An 18,352-nucleotide genomic window follows, 5' to 3' on the forward strand; every position below is an offset into this window, starting at 1 on the left:
TATATCCTCTTCAGTAATATCATTGGATTGTTAAGGGTATCGTTTCTGATTGATGATCCCATTTTATGGTTGCTTTAATATCCGAATTCTTGCTTACGTCAGTACACCCACTATACGGTAACGTAAAAACGCCATTTTTCTCTAATGGAACTGTTCCTGTTGAACGATAAATAGAGTACTCCAACACCTCTGGAATAGATCCGTTCCCAACATATTTAATGTATCCACTGCTTACTCGACAGCCATTTTTTTCATTCACTTCATAGTGTATACTCCAATTGTCACTTGCCCCCACAAAAGTAAGTGGTTTCTGTTTATAAGCAAACAAAAATATGTAAGCAAATAAAGTGAAACTTCATTCAGTAGGAGTTTTCTTCTATCTCCTACTGAATGTTAGTTGAACCAATCGGGCATTTAGGTGCCGTTTTCTCTTGTATTCACTTAAGATTTTGAAGTGGGAGGCTTACGGCACCTTACATGCGGGATAAAGTGAAACTTCATTCAGTAGGTGTTTTCTTCCATCTCCTACTGAATGTTAGTTGAACCAATCGGGCATTTAGGTGCCGTTTTCTCTTGTATTCACTCAAGATTTTGAAGTGGGAGGCTTACGGCACCTTACATGCGGGATAAAACGGAAACAACGAGAAAAATGATCAAAAATGTAACCTTGATTTTCATTTACAACATCCTTTTTTATTCGCGAAATAATTTGACTAATCCCTTAAGATTTATATTGCATTAATAGTACGATTATTTCCAATAATTAGTTTACAAGAATGTTTTTAAAGAAAGGAGTAGACAAAAATTATAGATAGTTGTCGATAAGTTACCCCTTTAAGTGATTCAACCAAAAGGAGTGTGATTCATTATGAAATTCCGCTGAATATAATCATCTTCTCATACATTTCTTAAACAATGGCCCGTTTGTTGGGTAATGCCGCCCTCTTCATTTTATCTAGTCTCTTTTTTCTTCGAGAAAACCACGCAAAGAATCTCCTGCTTTTTTCTCTCCGGCAGCCACGCTCGTTCCCTGACTTCCAACAACAATTTTTTGTTTCCAATCATTTTCTTTCAATGATGGTGCGAGCTTCAAATCATGTTGCTTTAGGTTGCTTTCAATCAGGGTTTCGTTGCTCTGGCATTTGTTGAAGCTGAAGAGCATGTTGTTTTTGCCTGCTCTTTCTGCCGGTTGTCACCACATTTTTATCAAAGTCTTAACGTCATTACTTTGTTTAGGGGCATGACTGGGATCCGTTATGGCATCATGAACCAGTGTCCCTTTTGCTCCGCTCTTCCGATCATCTTTGCGGCAAATTCAAGCTTCATGATCATTACAGTTGTCCATTTCACAGCGTGACTCCATATGATGTTTGCTTCCATTATCGGGCAAAGTTATAATAGGAGTAACATACGTCTTAGAGAAAATCACAATCTATAATAATGAATTTGGAGATGGAACAATGGGATTTGTTCAAATAACAAAAAGGAATATCGAATCCGAACATATATGCTGCGCATTAGGGGCAAAACAGTACGAACACGCAGTAAGTGAGAAAAAGAAGTGGCTGACAGAACGAATGGAAGAAGGATTAGTTTTTTACCGTTTAGATGAGCGTGCAAAAGTATTTATAGAATACTTGCCTGCTGAAATGGCATGGGTTCCTATTGGTGCACCAAATTATATGTATATCAACTGCTTGTGGGTTTCAGGCCGCCATAAAAATAACGGATATGCCAAGCAATTGCTAGCACATTGCAAAGAAGATGCGATTAATCGTGGCATGGATGGGATTGTGCACATTGTGGGAAAGAAAAAATATCCATATTTAAGCGATAAACGTTTCTTTGAACATATGGGTTTTGAGTTGGCGGACCAAACAGAACCTTATTTCCAGTTAGTGGCATTGAGATGGAATGAACAAGCTGTTTTACCTTCTTTTAAAAAACAACTAAAGACTTTCTTCGATGACGAAGGCATATCCATTTATTACACCGCTCAGTGTCCATTTGCTGTTGGCATATTGGACGAGCTGGGAAAAATAGCAGAAAACAAAGGAATCCCTTTTAAAACTGTTAGGATAACCACTAAAGAGGAAGCACAAAATGCACCGACAATCTGGACAACATTTGGTTTGTTCTATAATGGAAAATACATTACACACGAAATCATCAGTCCAAACAAATTTGACAAATTATTAACAAAACTATTAGCAGCCGGCTAGTCCATAACCGACCAATAGAAGATTTGAAGATCATATTATATAAAAAAACCGCCTGCAATATTATACCGCAGGCGGTTTTTGATCAGCCACTTTTTTGTTGATCAGAAGGTAGCTCATCTATTTTTTTGGAATCTTCCGAATCTAGCGCACCGCCAAGGAAGTATATTAAAAATACGGCGATAACACCAAGAAGGATAGACAAGCCAATGAGTACGCCCAGTTGCATAAACATCTCCTCCACCCATACATTGTCCGCTTTTCATCTGCGCACAACTGAAAAGCAAGGATGTACATCCTTTTCCGTTTGTCTATTTTATAGTATATATCATTTTGGACTTTTCAACAAAGATAATGTGTATTATAATAGAAAAGGTCATTTATGAATAACAACTTGGCTCCGTAGCTCAGAGGATAGAGCGTCGGTTTCCTAAACCGTGCGTCGCAGGTTCGATTCCTGCCGGGGCCGTACCTAAAAAGCCAGTAACAGCAAGGGGTTCAGCGTTTATGCTCCCTTGCTTTTTTTGTTACCATTGACAAAGTGGCACGTATTGGTCACCTTTCGTCTAAAAACGGTCAAAACCAACATTTGTGTTTTAAGCCAATAATGCTAGAAACAAAGTTGAACTCACTCACATTTTGATATTCATTCAGGATCGTGAACAAGTGGATCAAAAAATCGTCTCATCAGGCTAATTGATAACATACAGGAGATTTCATAAAAAACCTCTCTTTTATGAGGAATACTCGAAGCTGACGATTAAATCGCATTTAATGAAATCCTTGTCGTTTTTATTTAATGATAGGCAATTGCACATATGACAGATGGTTCCCTTGATGATAAACTCGTTGTTTGGCCTTTAGGAAATCAATATCTGTTGCAGGATCTTTTCCGGTATTGGAGTTTGGAAAAATATAGTTATCCGCACTGGAAGTTATCGTTAAACGAATCCGGTGTCCTTTCTTAAAGGTATTGGCTATTTTCGATGTGCGAATAACATATTCTTCCACTTTATTTGGTTCAAGCAAAATCTCTCGTTCAAAACCTTTTCTGAATCGGGCACAAAACACACCATCCACTAGTTGAATAGAATTGCCTTTCGGGTCAACATCTGTTAGGCGAACAATCCAATCCGTATCTTTGGCAGAGCTGGAGGCGAATATTTTCACATAAATGTCCCCGGCAATCGTTATTGGTTTATCCAAAGGTGCGGAAGTGTAAACTAGTACGTCCTCTCTTTCTTCCACTTCTTTATAATTGGCCGGGACGCCAATTTCATTTTCCGATAGATCAATCAAGTGCGGAGCCGGGTTTTCCGGATCATATACAAATTCATCATACCCCTCCTGGACAGATGAATCGAACAATAGAGTACCATCCCCATAGGAAGATTTGGCACTGCTTTTGCTGCTTATATACATATTAGTCCATTCAACATTTTCAGGAGGCCATTGTTTGGCTGTCACCCATCTGTTTTCACCGGTAACATAATATTCGACGATTGAGCCGCCATCAATTCCATTATTTATTCCTTTTAGTTTCCGATCAAACCATTGCAAATAGTAAAAATCGATATCATAACGAAGCGCATTATTACCGAAAGCAACGCCTTGGATATCACGAGTCGTATTTGCATCATGCATCCACGGCCCGAGAATAATCTTCTTATCATTGTCGGCATAGTCTTGTACTACTTCCAGCGCTTCCGTCGTTCCCATCCCGTTATCATCATACCATCCTGATACGATCATGGCTGGCACCTTAATATTTGCTTTATATTGATACCAATCCGACTTTGTCCAAAAATCATCTTTCGCAAGGTGTGCCATCCATTCGTTCCAAAAAGGGACTTCTTTTCCCAATGCCTTTTTCGGGATATCTCGTAATGGCCGAATGTTCAAAACTTTACCCCAATCTGTACGATGCATATTTTCCGGCTTAAATTCTTTTTCCACCATTGCAAAGACCCAAGCGAGCGTGCCGGATACGAAGGTGCCCCCTTTTCTGGGAATATCGATAAAAGGACTTCCGGCGGTAACAATACTGACTATGGCCTTTAAATGAGGATTGCCACTGGCTGCGGCAGCCCATTGAACATACCCGCCATAAGAAGCACCGATCATCCCGATGTTTCCGTTACACCAAGATTGCTCGGCAATCCAATTTAACGTATCATCGCCATCTTCTATCTCTGAATACATCGGTAGCCATTCACCTTCTGAATCTTGTCTTCCTCGCGTATCTTGGATAACGACGACATAACCACGTTGAATGAAATCCACATACGATCGTTTGTATATCATTCGTCCATAAGGCGTCCTCACTAAAATAACCGGCTTTGGTCCCTCAAGTTTACTTGGAACCCATACATCTGTAGCCAATCTAATTTCATCTCTCATAGCCACCATAAAGCTCCCGAGATGTTCAATACCGTATGTTGCTTTCGATACTTTTGGGTGATCCCAAAGTTTTATAGGTGTATTTGCTTCATATCCTTCCTTAACCAAAACACTGCAATTGATCCTCGAAGGGCATATAAAGGCAACTGGTTCTCCATCTGCCAGCACTATATCGAGCGGAAACTTTTTCTTTCTTTCAACCCATACGATTTTATCTTCCTCAAGTCTTTGATAAACAGCCCCCCAGGACGTGACTACCTGCTGTTTTTCTGTTTGAAAAATATTCCTGTATTCATCCAGACGCTCCCAAATCTCTCGCGGATTTATATGGTAGTAATCTTCCAGTGCCTTTGTTTGTGTGTCCGTTACGCTTACCTGATCATCCCATTCGTTTGTCATAACGTTTCTTTCTCGAAATAAGATCCCGTCACTATGAAATGTCAATGTCGCATCATGAATTCCTGACCGATATAACAGATAGGTCGCCATTTAATCTCCTCCTATTTTTAGGCATCGATGATACATTTAATGAAGTATGTACGCCAATCCATAAATAATTCCCAAGCACCGAACCGATGACCCTACAATGGCAAGGCTAACGAGCGATCGCCACTTAGCTGAAGCCATATTGTCAAAACAAAAAACCTTCTTCTTGAAAGAGGTCGTCCTTTTGTGGCATTAGAAAAAGGATTACCTTCAAGCTTCTGTATAAGTTGTTTGATGAAATATTTTAAAAAGATGATTTTCACACCTTTCCACAACTTGCTATTTTGCGTTATGATGAAATCAATGCATGGTTGTAGAGCTGTTAGATTGAAGAAATGGCCCAAAGACTTTGCTTCGTACCGAAACCAGCCAGGTTCTCGCTACTTCCACTTGTTGCGAAAAGCGAATGGTCGATTTCATGATCAAATTGCTAGTTGGAGGTTAAGGGATAGAACCCGTTTATAGCATTTCTGGTACTCTTATTCAAATCAATCATGAGTATTGCATTCAATATGAAGCAAAGGAAGGTGCCGTTATGTTTGAAGCTATCATTCTCATCATTATTTTCATTTCGTTTTTCATTTTCGCTATCATATTGTCAAGAGGAAAAGGAGCATTTTTGATTGCGGGTTATAATACAATGTCTGACAGTGAAAAAGCTCAATACGATGAAGTGGCTTTGTGCAAATTTATGGGGAAAATCATGTTTGGCGTTTGCTTAAGCATCTTATTGTTGACATTAAGTGAGGTGTTAGGGAAACAAGTGTTGTTGATTATAGGTCTTATTTTACTTCTTACTCTTATTATTTTTGCCTTGGTGTACTTAAATACAGGCAACAGATTCAAAAAGAAAGCTTAACCTTCGATTTATTTCATTTTTGAATCAGGTGGAATGAAATAAACTCGGAGTTATCGTGTATTTTCTACTCTCTTATTTAAAGCTTTTACATAATAAAAATCTCCATACATGAGATGTCTCTAATCATTCATGAAATCATGTATTGTCATGCATCTGCCATCTGATATGACAATGTCTTGATCATAATGAACATGAAACACTCTCACTTGACTGGGATCGTCAAAACAAGGGTTTTTTGTTTTTCTATTATATACAATATCGAATTGTATATCGCTCATTTGCGCAAGTTTACTTACTACCCTGAAATTATTGTAATCTGCTAAAAATGGCCGCCATTGATTTAGGGTAAAATAAGATCGTTTTAATTCGTAAAAGCGCTCAATAACGTCCTGACGCGAGATTTTAAACATGTCTATATCAACCGCAATCATTCGATTTCCGAGATTTCCTCTCTGCCAATTCATGTATGCGCTGGATGATTCGCTATTAATCGCTTTTTTTGTAGGATTACGATTCATTTCCAAATGAAACGATTGCAGTTTCTTGGCTAACTCAGGCAACGGTATGTTGGCAAAGTTGCCATCTCTTTTTGCCATAGCGACTTCTGTTATTTGTGTAACATCTGTTCTAAAAAGAATTGTGACAAACGGAACCCCTGATCGGTGGCTGATCTGGTTTAAAAGCGCATACATTTCGTAATAGCTGTTCGACAATGGTTCATCGGCTTTCACTCCAGCCGCCAAAATCAATACTTTGGGATGAAACGTATCCTTATCTCCATATATGAGCGCCCAAATATTGCCTTTTGGAAACTTGAATAAAGGATGAGGATTCTCGTCCAAATAACGATAAATCGCATTTGTATGATAATAATTTCCCATTGAATACCCCCCTTTAAAATAGAAACACCCTTAGACATGATTCGTCACTAAGGGTGAATTTTCCTGCTCTTCCTATTTTATTCTATACGTGATTTTTCCCACCAATCACGAACTGTTTGATCAACAACCCCATAATTGATACCCAGCTTGCCAAAATATTTTTGAGCACATTTGACTTGGGAAATATTCAGACCGCCTTTCAAATCTATAATGAATTCAAGCTTTACTTCTCCCTCTTTTTCTAATCTGACCATTCCCCAGCCGGGTTTATAATTGCCAATCACTTTTGGGAATTTTATTTTGAAATGGGGCGGGAATTTAAAATAAAGCTTCGTGTTGTCAGCATCAGGGATGACTCGTTTCAACATAAAGTCACGTTCAACATCTGAATCAACTTGCACTTTATCATATAAGCTGTTTATCCCGCCCGCGATCAACTGCTTCTGCGGACACTTGCCAGTGACAGGAAATATTGCATTTACATCATACAATGGCTCCGCCATTACCGTAAATTCAATGTTTTCGGCGATGTGATTACGGGAAACTTCCTGAATCCGGGATAGAAACTCACGAATCCAGCCCTCGGGGTTTATCCATATAAGCTTTCTTTTTTCAAGATCCATTTTTTTAAATATCGTTATGATCGTTTTTTTTGTTAAATTTGTTTCTTTTGCCGCCCTCTCTATAAAATTGGGTATGGGGTATTTTTCACTAAAAACACTTGTTTGGCTTTTTTCAATATGACTGGTTTTTTCAGTGTGAAATATGAATGGACTTTCTTTTGTGAGGATCTCCCCATTGGCAAATGTAAGAGATTGTTCCTCACTTTTGCTGCTATAATTGATTTTCTTAACGATGTAATGTTTCAATCGGATATCATTTACTAGTTTATAAAGACTGTCCCCTTCCTGAACTGCTTCATTTCTCTTATAACGATTGCCGGTGGAATCTTGAACCACAATGGTGATATGTGCTTTTTCACCCCGGGTTTCCCTTAACGCTATCTTATATTGATGCATGATAAACTTGGCGCGGGAAATTTCCATTTTAGGCTCAGGGAACTTGGTGGCATTTAACCTTTTCACACATTGATTGATGAGCTTTTCCGTATCAATGTTTATTTCGTACTTTACTTTCTGATTTAATTTCGCCCAAAAATGTTGAAACTCTGAAGAAAGAAATAGACTGTCATTGCGTTTAACAATGGCTTGCCGCGGCTTTTTTGGCTTCTGAGGAGGTTTATTTCCATCTTCTTCATATTCATGTTGCAAACTTGCCACGTAGTTCTCATAACTTTCATTGGCGATGACCGTGAGGATATTCATTTCATATTCCGCAGGCCTCTCCCCTTTTTGGTCTACAGCCAATCGTAATCCTCTTCCTATTTCCTGCCTTTTTTTGATGTTAGAAACAGTTTGATTTAATGTGCAGATTTGAAACACATTCGGATTATCCCAACCTTCTCTGAGTGCAGAGTGGGCAAAGATAAAAGAGACCGGTTCTTCAAAAGAAAGTAATTGTTCCTTTTTCTTCATAATTAATTCAAAAGCGGCTTTTTCCATTTTTCTTTCGGTTTGATTGCGGCCATTCGTGTCAACCGCTTCATCATCACTCGCCGTCTTGCCGGGCTTTGCAAAATAACCTTCTCTGACTTCACTCGGCTCCATATTGGAAAAAGAAGGAAATTTCGTCTTTAATCTGTTAAAACACTCATCAAACAACCTTCTAATAAGAGCCTCTTTACCGGTATAATTTTTCACTTTGTCGATAAAAAACAATGATAACACTTTAATTCCTTTTTCTTTCAATTCCTCTTGTTTAGCCATATGCACTTCAATCGTTTTTTCAATTTGTGCTCGAAAAATACTTTCTTTAGATGCAAGTGCATGATGAAAACTTAATTCAAACCCATTTTCAAACGAAACTTTTTTATGTTCGTCTTTTTTGCCATACTGGATTTCCGTCACTTTCAATCCGGCATAATCTTGTAATCCGGTGATCTTTTCTAGATCAGAACCTTGTCTTAACAAGATGTCTCTTTCCTTTTTTATTCCCTTATCCAATACATTCACTTTTACTTTTGCCGCTATTGGCTGGCGAACTATATCCATTAACCGGATTAAAGGAACATTGAAGTTTTCCAAATCAGATATGCCGATCACTTCAATTTGTTTCACAAGATTATTTCTAAAAGCATCTATTGGCGTAAGACGATAACATAAGTTGGGCGTCTCTTTATGGGTCGCCGAATATCTTAAGACAAATAAAGGTTTTAGTGTGCGGATGGCTTCCTTGGCTATTTTTGTATGAAAATTTTGCGGTTCATCCAATACAACGATAGGTCTCGTTTCTTGGACAAAATGAATGGGCTTTTTATCACCTTGTAATTGTTCGGTCATTTTATAAAAGTTATTGGAAGGTTTATTAAACGAATCCATTGTCATGATCATGACAGATAGATAGGGGGTTTCGGCATACTCGCGCAATCTGCCCAATTTAGCGCCATCATATTGAATCAAAGATATTTCTTCATTATCGTACAATGACGCAAAATGGGATTTTGTCATTTCAATTGTTTTTACCACACCTTCATAAATGGCTATGCTCGGCACAACGATCATGAACTTTTTATACCCATAGATTTTATGTAATTCATGGATGGTTCTTACATAAACATATGTTTTTCCGGTGCCGGTTTCCATTTCGATTGTAAAATGCGGAATAGCAATATGTTGGTCATGGTGAATGCCATTCAGAAGAGGTCCTTCATCGAGTTCTATTTTGGAAGAAAGCGAGATTTCGCTCCCTCTCTTTTCAAGATTGTTTTTCTGTTGGACTTGTTGCAGGTTGTGCAACAGAAGATGATGATCCAATTGTTCATCCAAGCCCGCATTACTAACGATTTTATCATCTATATGGGTTGGCCAAAAATCAACGTTATCAAGTGTCGGTACTCCCTCAAAAAGCTTTACAACACTATTGATCGCATCAAGTTGATATTGTTGTTCAGAATCAAACTTTATTTTCAAATGTTGTCCCAATGATACTCTTCCTTTTTTAGAGTGTTTTTACATTTAACGTTTCAGATAAGATCATTTTTAATGTGTCGGTTACGGCATCGTCCAATACAATCAAAACATCCCCCTTGAATGGGATAAGATCATTGGCTGTATGTTCTTCCAGCTTCTTGTCCAGGCATATATATAAACTGTAGTCGACGCGGTCATGTGTAATCTTCCACACTTTGTTGTACCGCACATTTTTTAAAACTTCCCTATTGCTATCAAGGGGAAAACCTTGAACTAACAAAAGTTCGGTTATGACATTTTCTTCATTCCAGCCTGGAACGAGCGGTGAATAATCAAACTGTTCTTCCAATTCTTCAATACGATCCCCGTCAAAATCAGACCATTGTCTAATATTTGTTTTCCCTAAACCAAAAACCTTAAATCCGCAATCAGAAACGGCTCCCCTTTGCTTTATACATGTCGCGGCTTCCATTAACCTTTTCTTTGTTATTTGGGAAATAGTGTTAAATCCGGATTTTCTAGCTGCCGAATTTTTGGCTGTTTCTTCGGGAACCTGAACCAAAATAAATCTTCTTCGGGTATGATATTTTTCATTTAATTCATAGACTGCATGACCCGTTGTGCCTGATCCCGCAAAAAAATCTAATATGATATCATCTTCCTCAGTAAAAAAGTGTATCATGTCCATAGCGAATCTATAAGGCTTTGGATTTTCAAAAGGCAGCCCCAGCTTGTTAAACAAATCAACGTCGCTTCCGCCATACCTGAGGATGGATGGGATATTTTCATATAAATATTCTTTTAAAAGATATTTTCTATTTGGTATTGTTTTTTCATCTTTCCCAAAGAGGATTTTATTTTCTTCCAATAATTTTCTCATTGTAGAGGGAGGATTTCTCCAGCCTCTTTGAGGAATCGCACAAGTTTTTTTAGTTTGGGGATGAATCAATGGAATAAAATAATGGTCAGGAGCCTGCTTTTTATTTGGCCAAGCCATTGAAACTGGACGATATACATCCCCATTTTCATCAATACATTTATAAGCGGCTTCTCCGCCCGATAGATCATCTTGGGTTTGTAACCATTTTTTATATTCTTCATTCACAGCGTCCAAATCATATTCTTTGATATGTTCTTCCAGAATCGATTTGGGTAATGTATATTTTTGGGCCACTTCTTGAAGGTCATCCGGCAAACTTGTCTTGCCAAGCTTGCTGAATAGCTCCTTCGCTTTTCGAATCATTTTTTCAGCGTTTCGTTTGGGTCTTTTTATTTCATGTTTTGCCAGCAAATAATCCTTATTTCTGGCGTAGACTAATATGGATTCATGTTGATAAGCGATGCCCGTAGCATCCCCCTTGGGATTTCGCTTATCCCAAATGATATGTCCAAGTCTATTTTCTTCTCCAAATATTTCATTCATCAGCAATTCCAGATTGCTCTGTTCGTGTTCATCTATATGTATGGCGATAACTCCTTCTTTTTTAAGCAAAAACTTTGCCAACCGTAAACGCGGATACATCATATTTAACCAATTAGTATGAAATCTGCCGCTCGACTTGGGATTGCTCGTTAACACTCCTTCTTCGTCCGCTTGTCCGGTTTTCAATAAATATGATTGTACAGACTCTTTGTATTCATCTTCGTAAATAAAATCATTCCCGGTATTATAGGGGGGGTCAATGTATATGAACTTCACTTGTTCTCTATAGCTTTTTTGCAGTATGCGGAGAACTTCCAAGTTTTCTCCTTCAATCAAGATATTTCTGGTATTTTCAACGTTTATCCCTTCATGTTTCATAGGATAAAGTGAACCTGTAAATGGTTTTGCAGCCAGTTTTTTAGCTTCCACTTTTCCGGGCCATTTTAACTCATAAAAGCCGTCTTTTTCCGAAGAAAGATCCAGGATATGTAATTCTTCTTTTAATATTTCCAGGTTAAAAGTTCCATCAGTAAAAGCTTCTGGAAATAATTCTTTTAATACATCTATTCTTTCTTGATCAGACCTTTCGGGTTTATTGAGTTTTTCTATAGACATTAGCGTATTCGCCCCTATTAATTGATGTTCTTATTGTAAAATATATCATCAGTGAGAATGTCCGTTCGCATTTCATTATAACAATAATTTGCTTTAAACAACAAATGCGTATTATTTTTATTATACAACCATAAACGGCTGTCAATATAAGTTTGCGGTAGCGGACCGAAGGGAGCGTACAAAAGAATGTAGCCAAGGTAACCAAATTTACCGGGCTTCGTAAATGGGTCCGTGCCTCTGAGACCAGCTTTCGGTTATGACTAAATGGAATTCGGAATTATCTTTCATCTTTCGGTCCAGAATAGGTTTTTTCACTGCGATTGCTAAACGATTGTCATCGTTTAACAAAACCACTAGACAAATACCCATTTTACGAAAAATAGGTTTCATGTTTTTTCCTGGGTCATATGGTGTATAAACACAAAGCAAGGAAGGTGATCTACATGCATCATTATGGCTACCATGGTTATCCAATGCATCATTACGGATATCCAATGCACCATCACGGGCATCATCATCATGGCCACCACCATGGGCACCACCATTGGCATCATCATGGATATGAATTGGATCAAATGCAATTTCAACATCAGGGGATACATCCCTATTCCATGCACCATGCCCACCCTCACCACCACCATCATATGTATTAAAGAGCATCATGAAATCAATAAAGAGAAGAACTATTTTTTGAGCGCTTTTACAAGGCGCTCTTTTATTTATCATGATCGCCAGGACTCCCGCTTTAACAAACATTGCGTTGCTTTTTAATCATGGCTCACTATCTATAAACGGTTATCGTCTCGAGGACGGTTAGGAGGTTGAGCAATTGAATGAACATTTCCGCCATTTTATTCAGCCCTGTCGTGTTCCTTTTCTTTATTTTCCCGCGAACGGCTTGTTGATGTTGCTAGCTTGACAGCCGAGTGTGTCGTTTTAGATGGAGCGGCAGATTGTGATAGAATCCCTCTGTCTTGTACCTTGGTCGATCATCATCATCGCAAAGGCCCACGGCAAACGATACAAAACTGAAACGCATTTTTTTATGATGAATGTAATTCGGCGGCAAGCATACATATTGTACCAAGGAGGAATGCTCATGGAATTATGGATTACAATTGGATTAACAGGTGTGTTGGCGGCTATAGCGGGATTTCTTATTTATTACATTCGTACTGTGTTGGATTTTGATGACACACGTACAATTGATTCCTCCCCTTCAGATGAACAGAAAGAGAATGAGTAATACCTCCCGCATAATTGTCCTAATATTTTTAAGAATAAGTTGACAATTAGGAATATGATGTTTATTCTATTAGCAAACGGGGTAATGATTGTACTAAACGATCACAAAACTGGGAGGGAACAACGTTGGACTTATCGGTTTTGATTGGACTGGTCGTTTTTTTAGCCGTAGTTGCCGGAGGACTCGTATTTTTTATCGGTTCTGCCCTTGATTTTGAAGATGCCAGGAAAGTCGATCGGCCCCCTTCTAAAGATTTACATCATGAAAATTAGAAATCAAAATCTCCTGCAGCCCGCAGGAGATTTTTTCTCTTCTATTTATCCATCTTTGATATAGCGTCCTTATATTTTTCATAAAGCCGCCCGACTATGACTCCCTTGTTCCCCGGCAGTTTGCATTTCATGAACTTGTGAACAGGGACGATTTCCTGGATGGAGTTGGTAAAAAATATTTCATCCGCCTCTTGCAGGACATTTTCTTTAAACAAGCCTTCTATAACGGGAATGTCTGCGGATCTAGCCAGCTTTAATATCAATTGCCGTGTAATTCCGTTTAAAATCCCTGTTTCCAGGGAGGGTGTGTACAACACACCCGCTTTTACCCAAAATAGATTGGAAGTAATGCCCTCTGCCAAATATCCTTCTCTTGTCAGAAAAATTCCTTCCCTATCGCGGTCAGGCCCCAGCTCCCTTTTCGCTGCAGCATTGTTGAAAAAGTGATGGGACTTCATCCGGATTTCCGTTTCCGGTGTATTGCGCCGCAGTTTTAAAATGACCGCTTCTTTTTCCTGAAGGGGAATGAGCGGGGGAAGCGATTTTTGAAAAATAATAACAGTTGGATCGATGTATGGCGCGGTTTGCAGCCCGATGTCACCTTCTCCCGCAGATACATTCATTCGGATGTAGGAATCGGGGAGGCCGTTTATCAGGCATAATTCCTGGATAATCGGCTTTACTTCTCCTGATGTAAATGATCTGTCTATCTCCAGCTCTTCTAATCCATGATTCAGCCTTTCTATATGCTCCTCCAATAAAAACGGCTTCCCGCCATAAGTACGAATCGTTTCAAAGACGCCCAATCCGTATAAATAACCGTGATCAAAGGGGGAAATAACGGCGTTTTCCCTTTTGATAAACTTCCCATTTAAAAATAAAACCATGTTATTTCACAACCAATTCTATTGATTTCAGAAAGTTTAAAATAATCCATTTTCCTTCCCGGGTCATGATCGATTCTGGATGAAACTGGACACTTTCGACTGGCCATTCTTTATGACGGATAGCCATGATTTCTTCATTTTCGCTTTGTGCACTCACTTCCAAACAAGCTGGGAAGTCTGTCTTCTGGATAAGAAGTGAGTGGTAGCATGTTGCTTGGAACGGATGATCCAGTCCGGCAAAAACGGATTTCCCGTCATGATGAATTTCTAATGTTTTCCCATGCAGCACATATTGTGAACCTCCAATTTCACCTCCAAAAGCTACGGCAACCGCCAAATGTCCAAATCCAATGCCAAGGATGGGAACTTTCCCTAAAAAATGGCGGATGATATTTACCGTTGTGCCCTCTTTGTCGGGAATACCCGCTCCTGATGAAAGAATGATAGAGTCAGGAGCCAGTTTGTCCATTTCTTCGATGGACGCATGAGCTGATATGACCGCCACTTCTCTTCCCGTAGCGCCAATCATCTGGACAATGTTATATGTGAATGAATCATCATGATCAATAATCAGTATCAACGCTAATCCCTCTTTTCTCTGCCGCTTCCTTTGCTTTCCAAAGGGCTTCCGCTTTTTTCAATGATTCCCTATACTCCGCCGCCGGATCTGAATCAATGACAATTCCCGCCCCGGCTTGTACATGGCACATTTGTTCTTTGATTACCATCGTGCGGATCGTAATATTGAGATGGAGATCGCCGTTAAAGCCAATCCAGCCAAGTGATCCTGTATAGACCCCGCGTTTTATTGGTTCTAATTCTTCGATGATTTTCATTGTGCGAATTTTAGGCGCGCCTGTAATCGATCCGCCGGGAAATATGGCCTCGATGACATCATTTACAGTTTTGTCTGCGGACAGCTCGCCGCCTACATGTGAAACAAGATGCATGACATGGGAATACTTTTCGATGGCCAACAGTTCATCTACTTGAACAGTTCCGTATTCGCATATTTTCCCAAGATCATTCCGTTCCACATCGACAAGCATAATATGTTCCGCCCGCTCCTTTTCATTGAAAAGCAGTTCCTCTTGCAGGGCTTGATCCTCCGTTTCATTTGCACCCCGGGGCCTCGTTCCCCCAATCGGTCTTGTTCCCACATGCTTGCCATGTTTTTTGATTAACAGTTCCGGCGAGCCTGACACAATTTGAAATCCGGGTGTGTGAAAATACCCCATATAGGGTGAGGGATTCAGCTTTCGCAATTCTTTGTATACCTGTATAGGAGGAACGGCTATTTTTTGGGATTGGCGCACCGTAAGGTTCACCTGCGAAACTTCGCCAGCTTGAATGTATTGTTGCACCTTTTGAACGGCCGCCTTAAACTCCTCTTCCGTGAAGGAAACTTGCATATCTTGCTCATCCGCTACGGGTTTGTCAAAGACGGATTCCTCAATGGCCGGCTTGGAAGCTTCCATCCACTCATGTTTCATTCGGGTAATCGTTTCCTCTGCCTGTCCGTGCTTCAATGCCATTAACCAGAGAGTCTGCTCCTCGTGGTCAAAAACAGCCCACTCGTCAAACACCAAAACATATAATAATGGAAGCCGCAAGTCGTCTTTGGCGATTTGCGGCATACTCGCCACATGTTCTATGTAATCATAGCTAATAAAACCAATGGCTCCGCCTTGAAAATCGGGGATTTCCGGCAAAGGGGCAAAAGAAAAGGGCTTCATCCACTTTTCAAGCTCCTCTAATGGCTTCCCTGCCATGATCTTTTTTTCACCATGATGAAAAATCTCCAAACCGTTTTCATTCGCTCTTGCCTCGGCAAATGGTCGAATGCCTGCAATACTGAACCGCCCGGTCCTGCCGCTTTCCAATAATACGTGCCGATCCTCGTTCCGGGTCAAATGAACATATGCGCGAAAAAAGCTTTCTTGATCAAAAGGGATTTTTTCAAACAACACATTTCTGTTTGCCATCTGTCAGTCATCACTTCCTGCCTTGTCAGTATAAATGTCTTCTTCAAATTTTATAGTACATCGTTAATAGAGTACAAGTATTATCCCGCATGTAAGGTGCCGTAAGACTCCCACTTCAAAATCTTGAGTGAATACAAAAGGGCTAAGTGGGAGAAAACGGCACCTAAATGCCCGATTGGTTCAACTAACATTCAGTAGGAATGGAAGAAAACGCCTACTGAATGAAGTTTCACTTTATGTAAAGCAAAATAAAACTCCGCAACATAAGCGGAGATTTGATAGTTTATGATTCTTTTTTTTGTTCTTTTCGAAATTGCTTTTTTCCCTTCTCAAATGCTTGCTTTGCTTTTTTCAAATCTTTTCCTTCAATGTAGTATGAAATGCCGGCCTGACCAATCCCATACGTTACCCCACCTGCCACTGCGCCGGAAATGACGTTGCCGGCAGCGGGAATTAGTTTGGCCGCTGAACGGGCTCCTTCTCTTACGAGAAAAGCCACTCCAAGATTGACTCCAAGCGCTCCGATAAACTCGCCGGCAGTGGCCTTGCTGATTTCCCTGCCCGAAATATAGGCAATCGCCATAATCATAAACGCCTGAAGTGCCGTCAACAGCGGCATATCCGCAAACGGTATCGGCTCAATTCCGATGATCGTCGCCATACCGGACATCGTGACGACGATCTTCTGTGCCGCTTTTTTTTTAGCCGGGATCGCCTTTGCCGCTTTTGCCGTTTTTAATTTGGCGTCGTTTGGAAGGACGTCGACTAAATATGCGGCCAGCTCATCTACGTTCCAGCGCATATCGTATACGATATTTCCATCTTTGTCAAAATCGGCATATGTGCAAATTGGAATCGTCGTGATCAGAGGAATTTTATGTTCCTTAAAGCGTTTTTCCATCAAATTGACGGCCGCTTTGATATTTTTTGCTTTTTCCGGATGCCCATCGAGCGGCAGTTCTTTATAGTAAGGCGGATCAAGCTCATCCACTTGGCTCACGATGCAAATGACTGGAACATCATAGGCGTGAACCTGGCGGATGAACTCCCTGATGTCGTTTAGCTCCCGCAAATCCTCCTCCACCCGTGCATCGATTTCCTTTGCCTTGATTAAAAACAGGAATACATCCGGCTGCTCCGCTTTTACTTCTTTTTTTAATTGATCTATCGCACGATCTTCGTCGGCTGCTTCAAGCGGCTTCTCGCTTTCACCAAGCCCCCTGGAATCAAGCAGCCTGATCTTCGGGTCTTCATCTGAAGGGTACCATAGCCATTTTCCCCTTCCAGTTCCCGCCTGGACCGGGCTGACTACTTGCCGCCTTTCTCCAAATAATGCATTGATGAGAGATGATTTCCCGGCTCCTCTTCTTCCCACAAGCGCAATTCTTGGTTCCCGCGCTTCGATTGTAAGCTCCTTTAATTCAAAGATCTTGGATTTCATTTTTTGTTTTGCGTTGCCGGAAATTGGCAGTCGATCTACTTGATCCTTTAAGTTTTTAAATACAGAAAAAAAATTTTTGTCATTGCCCATCTCGATCCCTCACGATCTGTAATATGTAAATTTATCCCGCATGTAAGGTGCCATTTACATCACTTCAAAACCTGGGTTGATACAAAAGGTCTGAGTGGGAGAAAACGGCACCTAAATGCCCGATTCGTTCATCTAACATTCAGTAGGAGATGGAAGAAAACGCCTACTGAATGAAGTTGCAATTTATATTTTCCCTCTTTTTCCGTAATTGAACCATTTCTATTTCTGTTTCTTCATCAAAAGATTATAATGAACAGGAAGGGAACGATGATTATGGAGCTTTTACATTGGTCATACTCAAAAAAATACAATATTGTGGCAAGGTTTCATCCATTTTCCCACTCAAAAGTCATTTTCAGACAGATCAAGGACTATTATTTCATTTATACCATTTATTGGTCTTCCGAAGATCCTGTCGTTGTCCGCAAGGATTTGGAAACAATGGAAATTCTGCTGAACCGCGAGCTTGGAACAGAACAAGCCTACTTTAATAGGCTTGCCTACAATCATTAATTCGGC

At 39.9% G+C, this 18,352-nt stretch carries 15 protein-coding genes and 1 tRNA gene; 6 read left to right on the plus strand and 10 right to left on the minus strand.

All coding sequences use genetic code 11. The features are described from left to right. The first annotated feature begins 1,460 nt into the window (after positions 1-1,460). Positions 1,461-2,222 (plus strand): N-acetyltransferase, encoded by a 762-nt coding sequence (locus NST31_RS03995; protein ID WP_077109508.1) that lies wholly within the window; start codon positions 1,461-1,463, stop codon positions 2,220-2,222. 82 nt (positions 2,223-2,304) lie between these two features. Here the strand turns inward: NST31_RS03995 and NST31_RS04000 are convergent, their stop codons facing one another. Continuing rightward, positions 2,305-2,448 (minus strand): hypothetical protein, encoded by a 144-nt coding sequence (locus NST31_RS04000; protein WP_171973774.1) that lies wholly within the window; start codon positions 2,446-2,448, stop codon positions 2,305-2,307. A 167-nt stretch (positions 2,449-2,615) separates the two neighbouring features. Between NST31_RS04000 and NST31_RS04005 the strand changes: the two genes are divergently transcribed. Further along, positions 2,616-2,688: transfer RNA gene (locus NST31_RS04005), tRNA-Arg, on the plus strand. Positions 2,689-3,011: 323 nt separating this feature from the next. Here the strand turns inward: NST31_RS04005 and NST31_RS04010 are convergent. Next, a complete protein-coding gene (locus NST31_RS04010; RefSeq protein ID WP_339163995.1) occupies positions 3,012-5,108 on the minus strand; it encodes a CocE/NonD family hydrolase in 2,097 nt (698 codons plus the stop codon). Positions 5,109-5,640: 532 nt separating this feature from the next. Here NST31_RS04010 and NST31_RS04015 point away from each other — a divergent pair. After that, positions 5,641-5,964, plus strand: coding sequence for a DUF3784 domain-containing protein (locus NST31_RS04015; RefSeq protein WP_339163996.1), 324 nt, complete (start codon positions 5,641-5,643; stop codon positions 5,962-5,964). A 119-nt stretch (positions 5,965-6,083) separates the two neighbouring features. Here NST31_RS04015 and NST31_RS04020 read toward each other — a convergent pair whose 3' ends face one another. The 4 genes from NST31_RS04020 to NST31_RS04035 all read right to left on the minus strand — a co-directional run bounded on the left by NST31_RS04020 (position 6,084) and on the right by NST31_RS04035 (position 12,638). Further along, complete coding sequence (locus tag NST31_RS04020) at positions 6,084-6,845, minus strand: hypothetical protein (protein ID WP_339163997.1); 762 nt, start codon at positions 6,843-6,845, stop codon at positions 6,084-6,086. A gap of 77 nt (positions 6,846-6,922) precedes the next feature. Beyond that, positions 6,923-9,886 carry a DEAD/DEAH box helicase family protein gene (locus NST31_RS04025; protein WP_339164000.1) on the minus strand — a complete coding sequence of 988 codons (2,964 nt, stop codon included), beginning with the start codon at positions 9,884-9,886 and terminating at the stop codon, positions 6,923-6,925. Between the two features lie 16 nt (positions 9,887-9,902). Then, the gene (locus NST31_RS04030; RefSeq protein ID WP_339164002.1) at positions 9,903-11,912 is read right to left on the minus strand and encodes a site-specific DNA-methyltransferase; all 2,010 of its coding nucleotides are present in this window, start codon (positions 11,910-11,912) and stop codon (positions 9,903-9,905) included. Between the two features lie 207 nt (positions 11,913-12,119). Next, positions 12,120-12,638, minus strand: coding sequence for a hypothetical protein (locus NST31_RS04035; RefSeq protein WP_339164005.1), 519 nt, complete (start codon positions 12,636-12,638; stop codon positions 12,120-12,122). A gap of 373 nt (positions 12,639-13,011) precedes the next feature. Here NST31_RS04035 and NST31_RS04040 point away from each other — a divergent pair, with 373 nt between their 5' ends. Continuing rightward, positions 13,012-13,158, plus strand: a complete 147-nt coding sequence (locus tag NST31_RS04040) for a hypothetical protein (RefSeq protein ID WP_171973773.1) — start codon at positions 13,012-13,014, stop codon at positions 13,156-13,158. A gap of 125 nt (positions 13,159-13,283) precedes the next feature. Next, positions 13,284-13,430 carry a hypothetical protein gene (locus NST31_RS04045; RefSeq protein WP_171973772.1) on the plus strand — a complete coding sequence of 49 codons (147 nt, stop codon included), beginning with the start codon at positions 13,284-13,286 and terminating at the stop codon, positions 13,428-13,430. Positions 13,431-13,471: 41 nt separating this feature from the next. On the opposite strand, the gene pabC is transcribed toward NST31_RS04045, so the two are convergent. The 4 genes from pabC to NST31_RS04065 form a co-directional block, all read right to left on the minus strand. Further along, complete coding sequence (gene pabC / locus NST31_RS04050; RefSeq protein ID WP_339164008.1) at positions 13,472-14,317, minus strand: aminodeoxychorismate lyase; 846 nt, start codon at positions 14,315-14,317, stop codon at positions 13,472-13,474. A 1-nt stretch (position 14,318) separates the two neighbouring features. Beyond that, positions 14,319-14,897, minus strand: coding sequence for an aminodeoxychorismate/anthranilate synthase component II (locus NST31_RS04055; RefSeq protein WP_339164011.1), 579 nt, complete (start codon positions 14,895-14,897; stop codon positions 14,319-14,321). Next, positions 14,881-16,302, minus strand: a complete 1,422-nt coding sequence (locus NST31_RS04060; protein WP_339164014.1) for an anthranilate synthase component I family protein — start codon at positions 16,300-16,302, stop codon at positions 14,881-14,883. The genes NST31_RS04055 and NST31_RS04060 overlap by 17 nt, the downstream gene beginning before the upstream one ends. A 283-nt stretch (positions 16,303-16,585) precedes the next feature. Then, positions 16,586-17,833, minus strand: a complete 1,248-nt coding sequence (locus tag NST31_RS04065; RefSeq protein WP_339164017.1) for a GTPase — start codon at positions 17,831-17,833, stop codon at positions 16,586-16,588. A 267-nt stretch (positions 17,834-18,100) separates the two neighbouring features. On the opposite strand from NST31_RS04065, the gene NST31_RS04070 reads away from it, so the two are divergent. Beyond that, positions 18,101-18,346: a hypothetical protein gene (locus NST31_RS04070; RefSeq protein WP_236016915.1), complete on the plus strand. Its 246-nt coding sequence runs from the start codon at positions 18,101-18,103 to the stop codon at positions 18,344-18,346. Positions 18,347-18,352: the final 6 nt, after the last annotated feature.

The sequence above is a fragment of the Siminovitchia sp. FSL W7-1587 genome (genome assembly GCF_037963795.1).
Classification (GTDB): Bacteria; Bacillota; Bacilli; order Bacillales; family Bacillaceae_C; genus Siminovitchia; species Siminovitchia thermophila.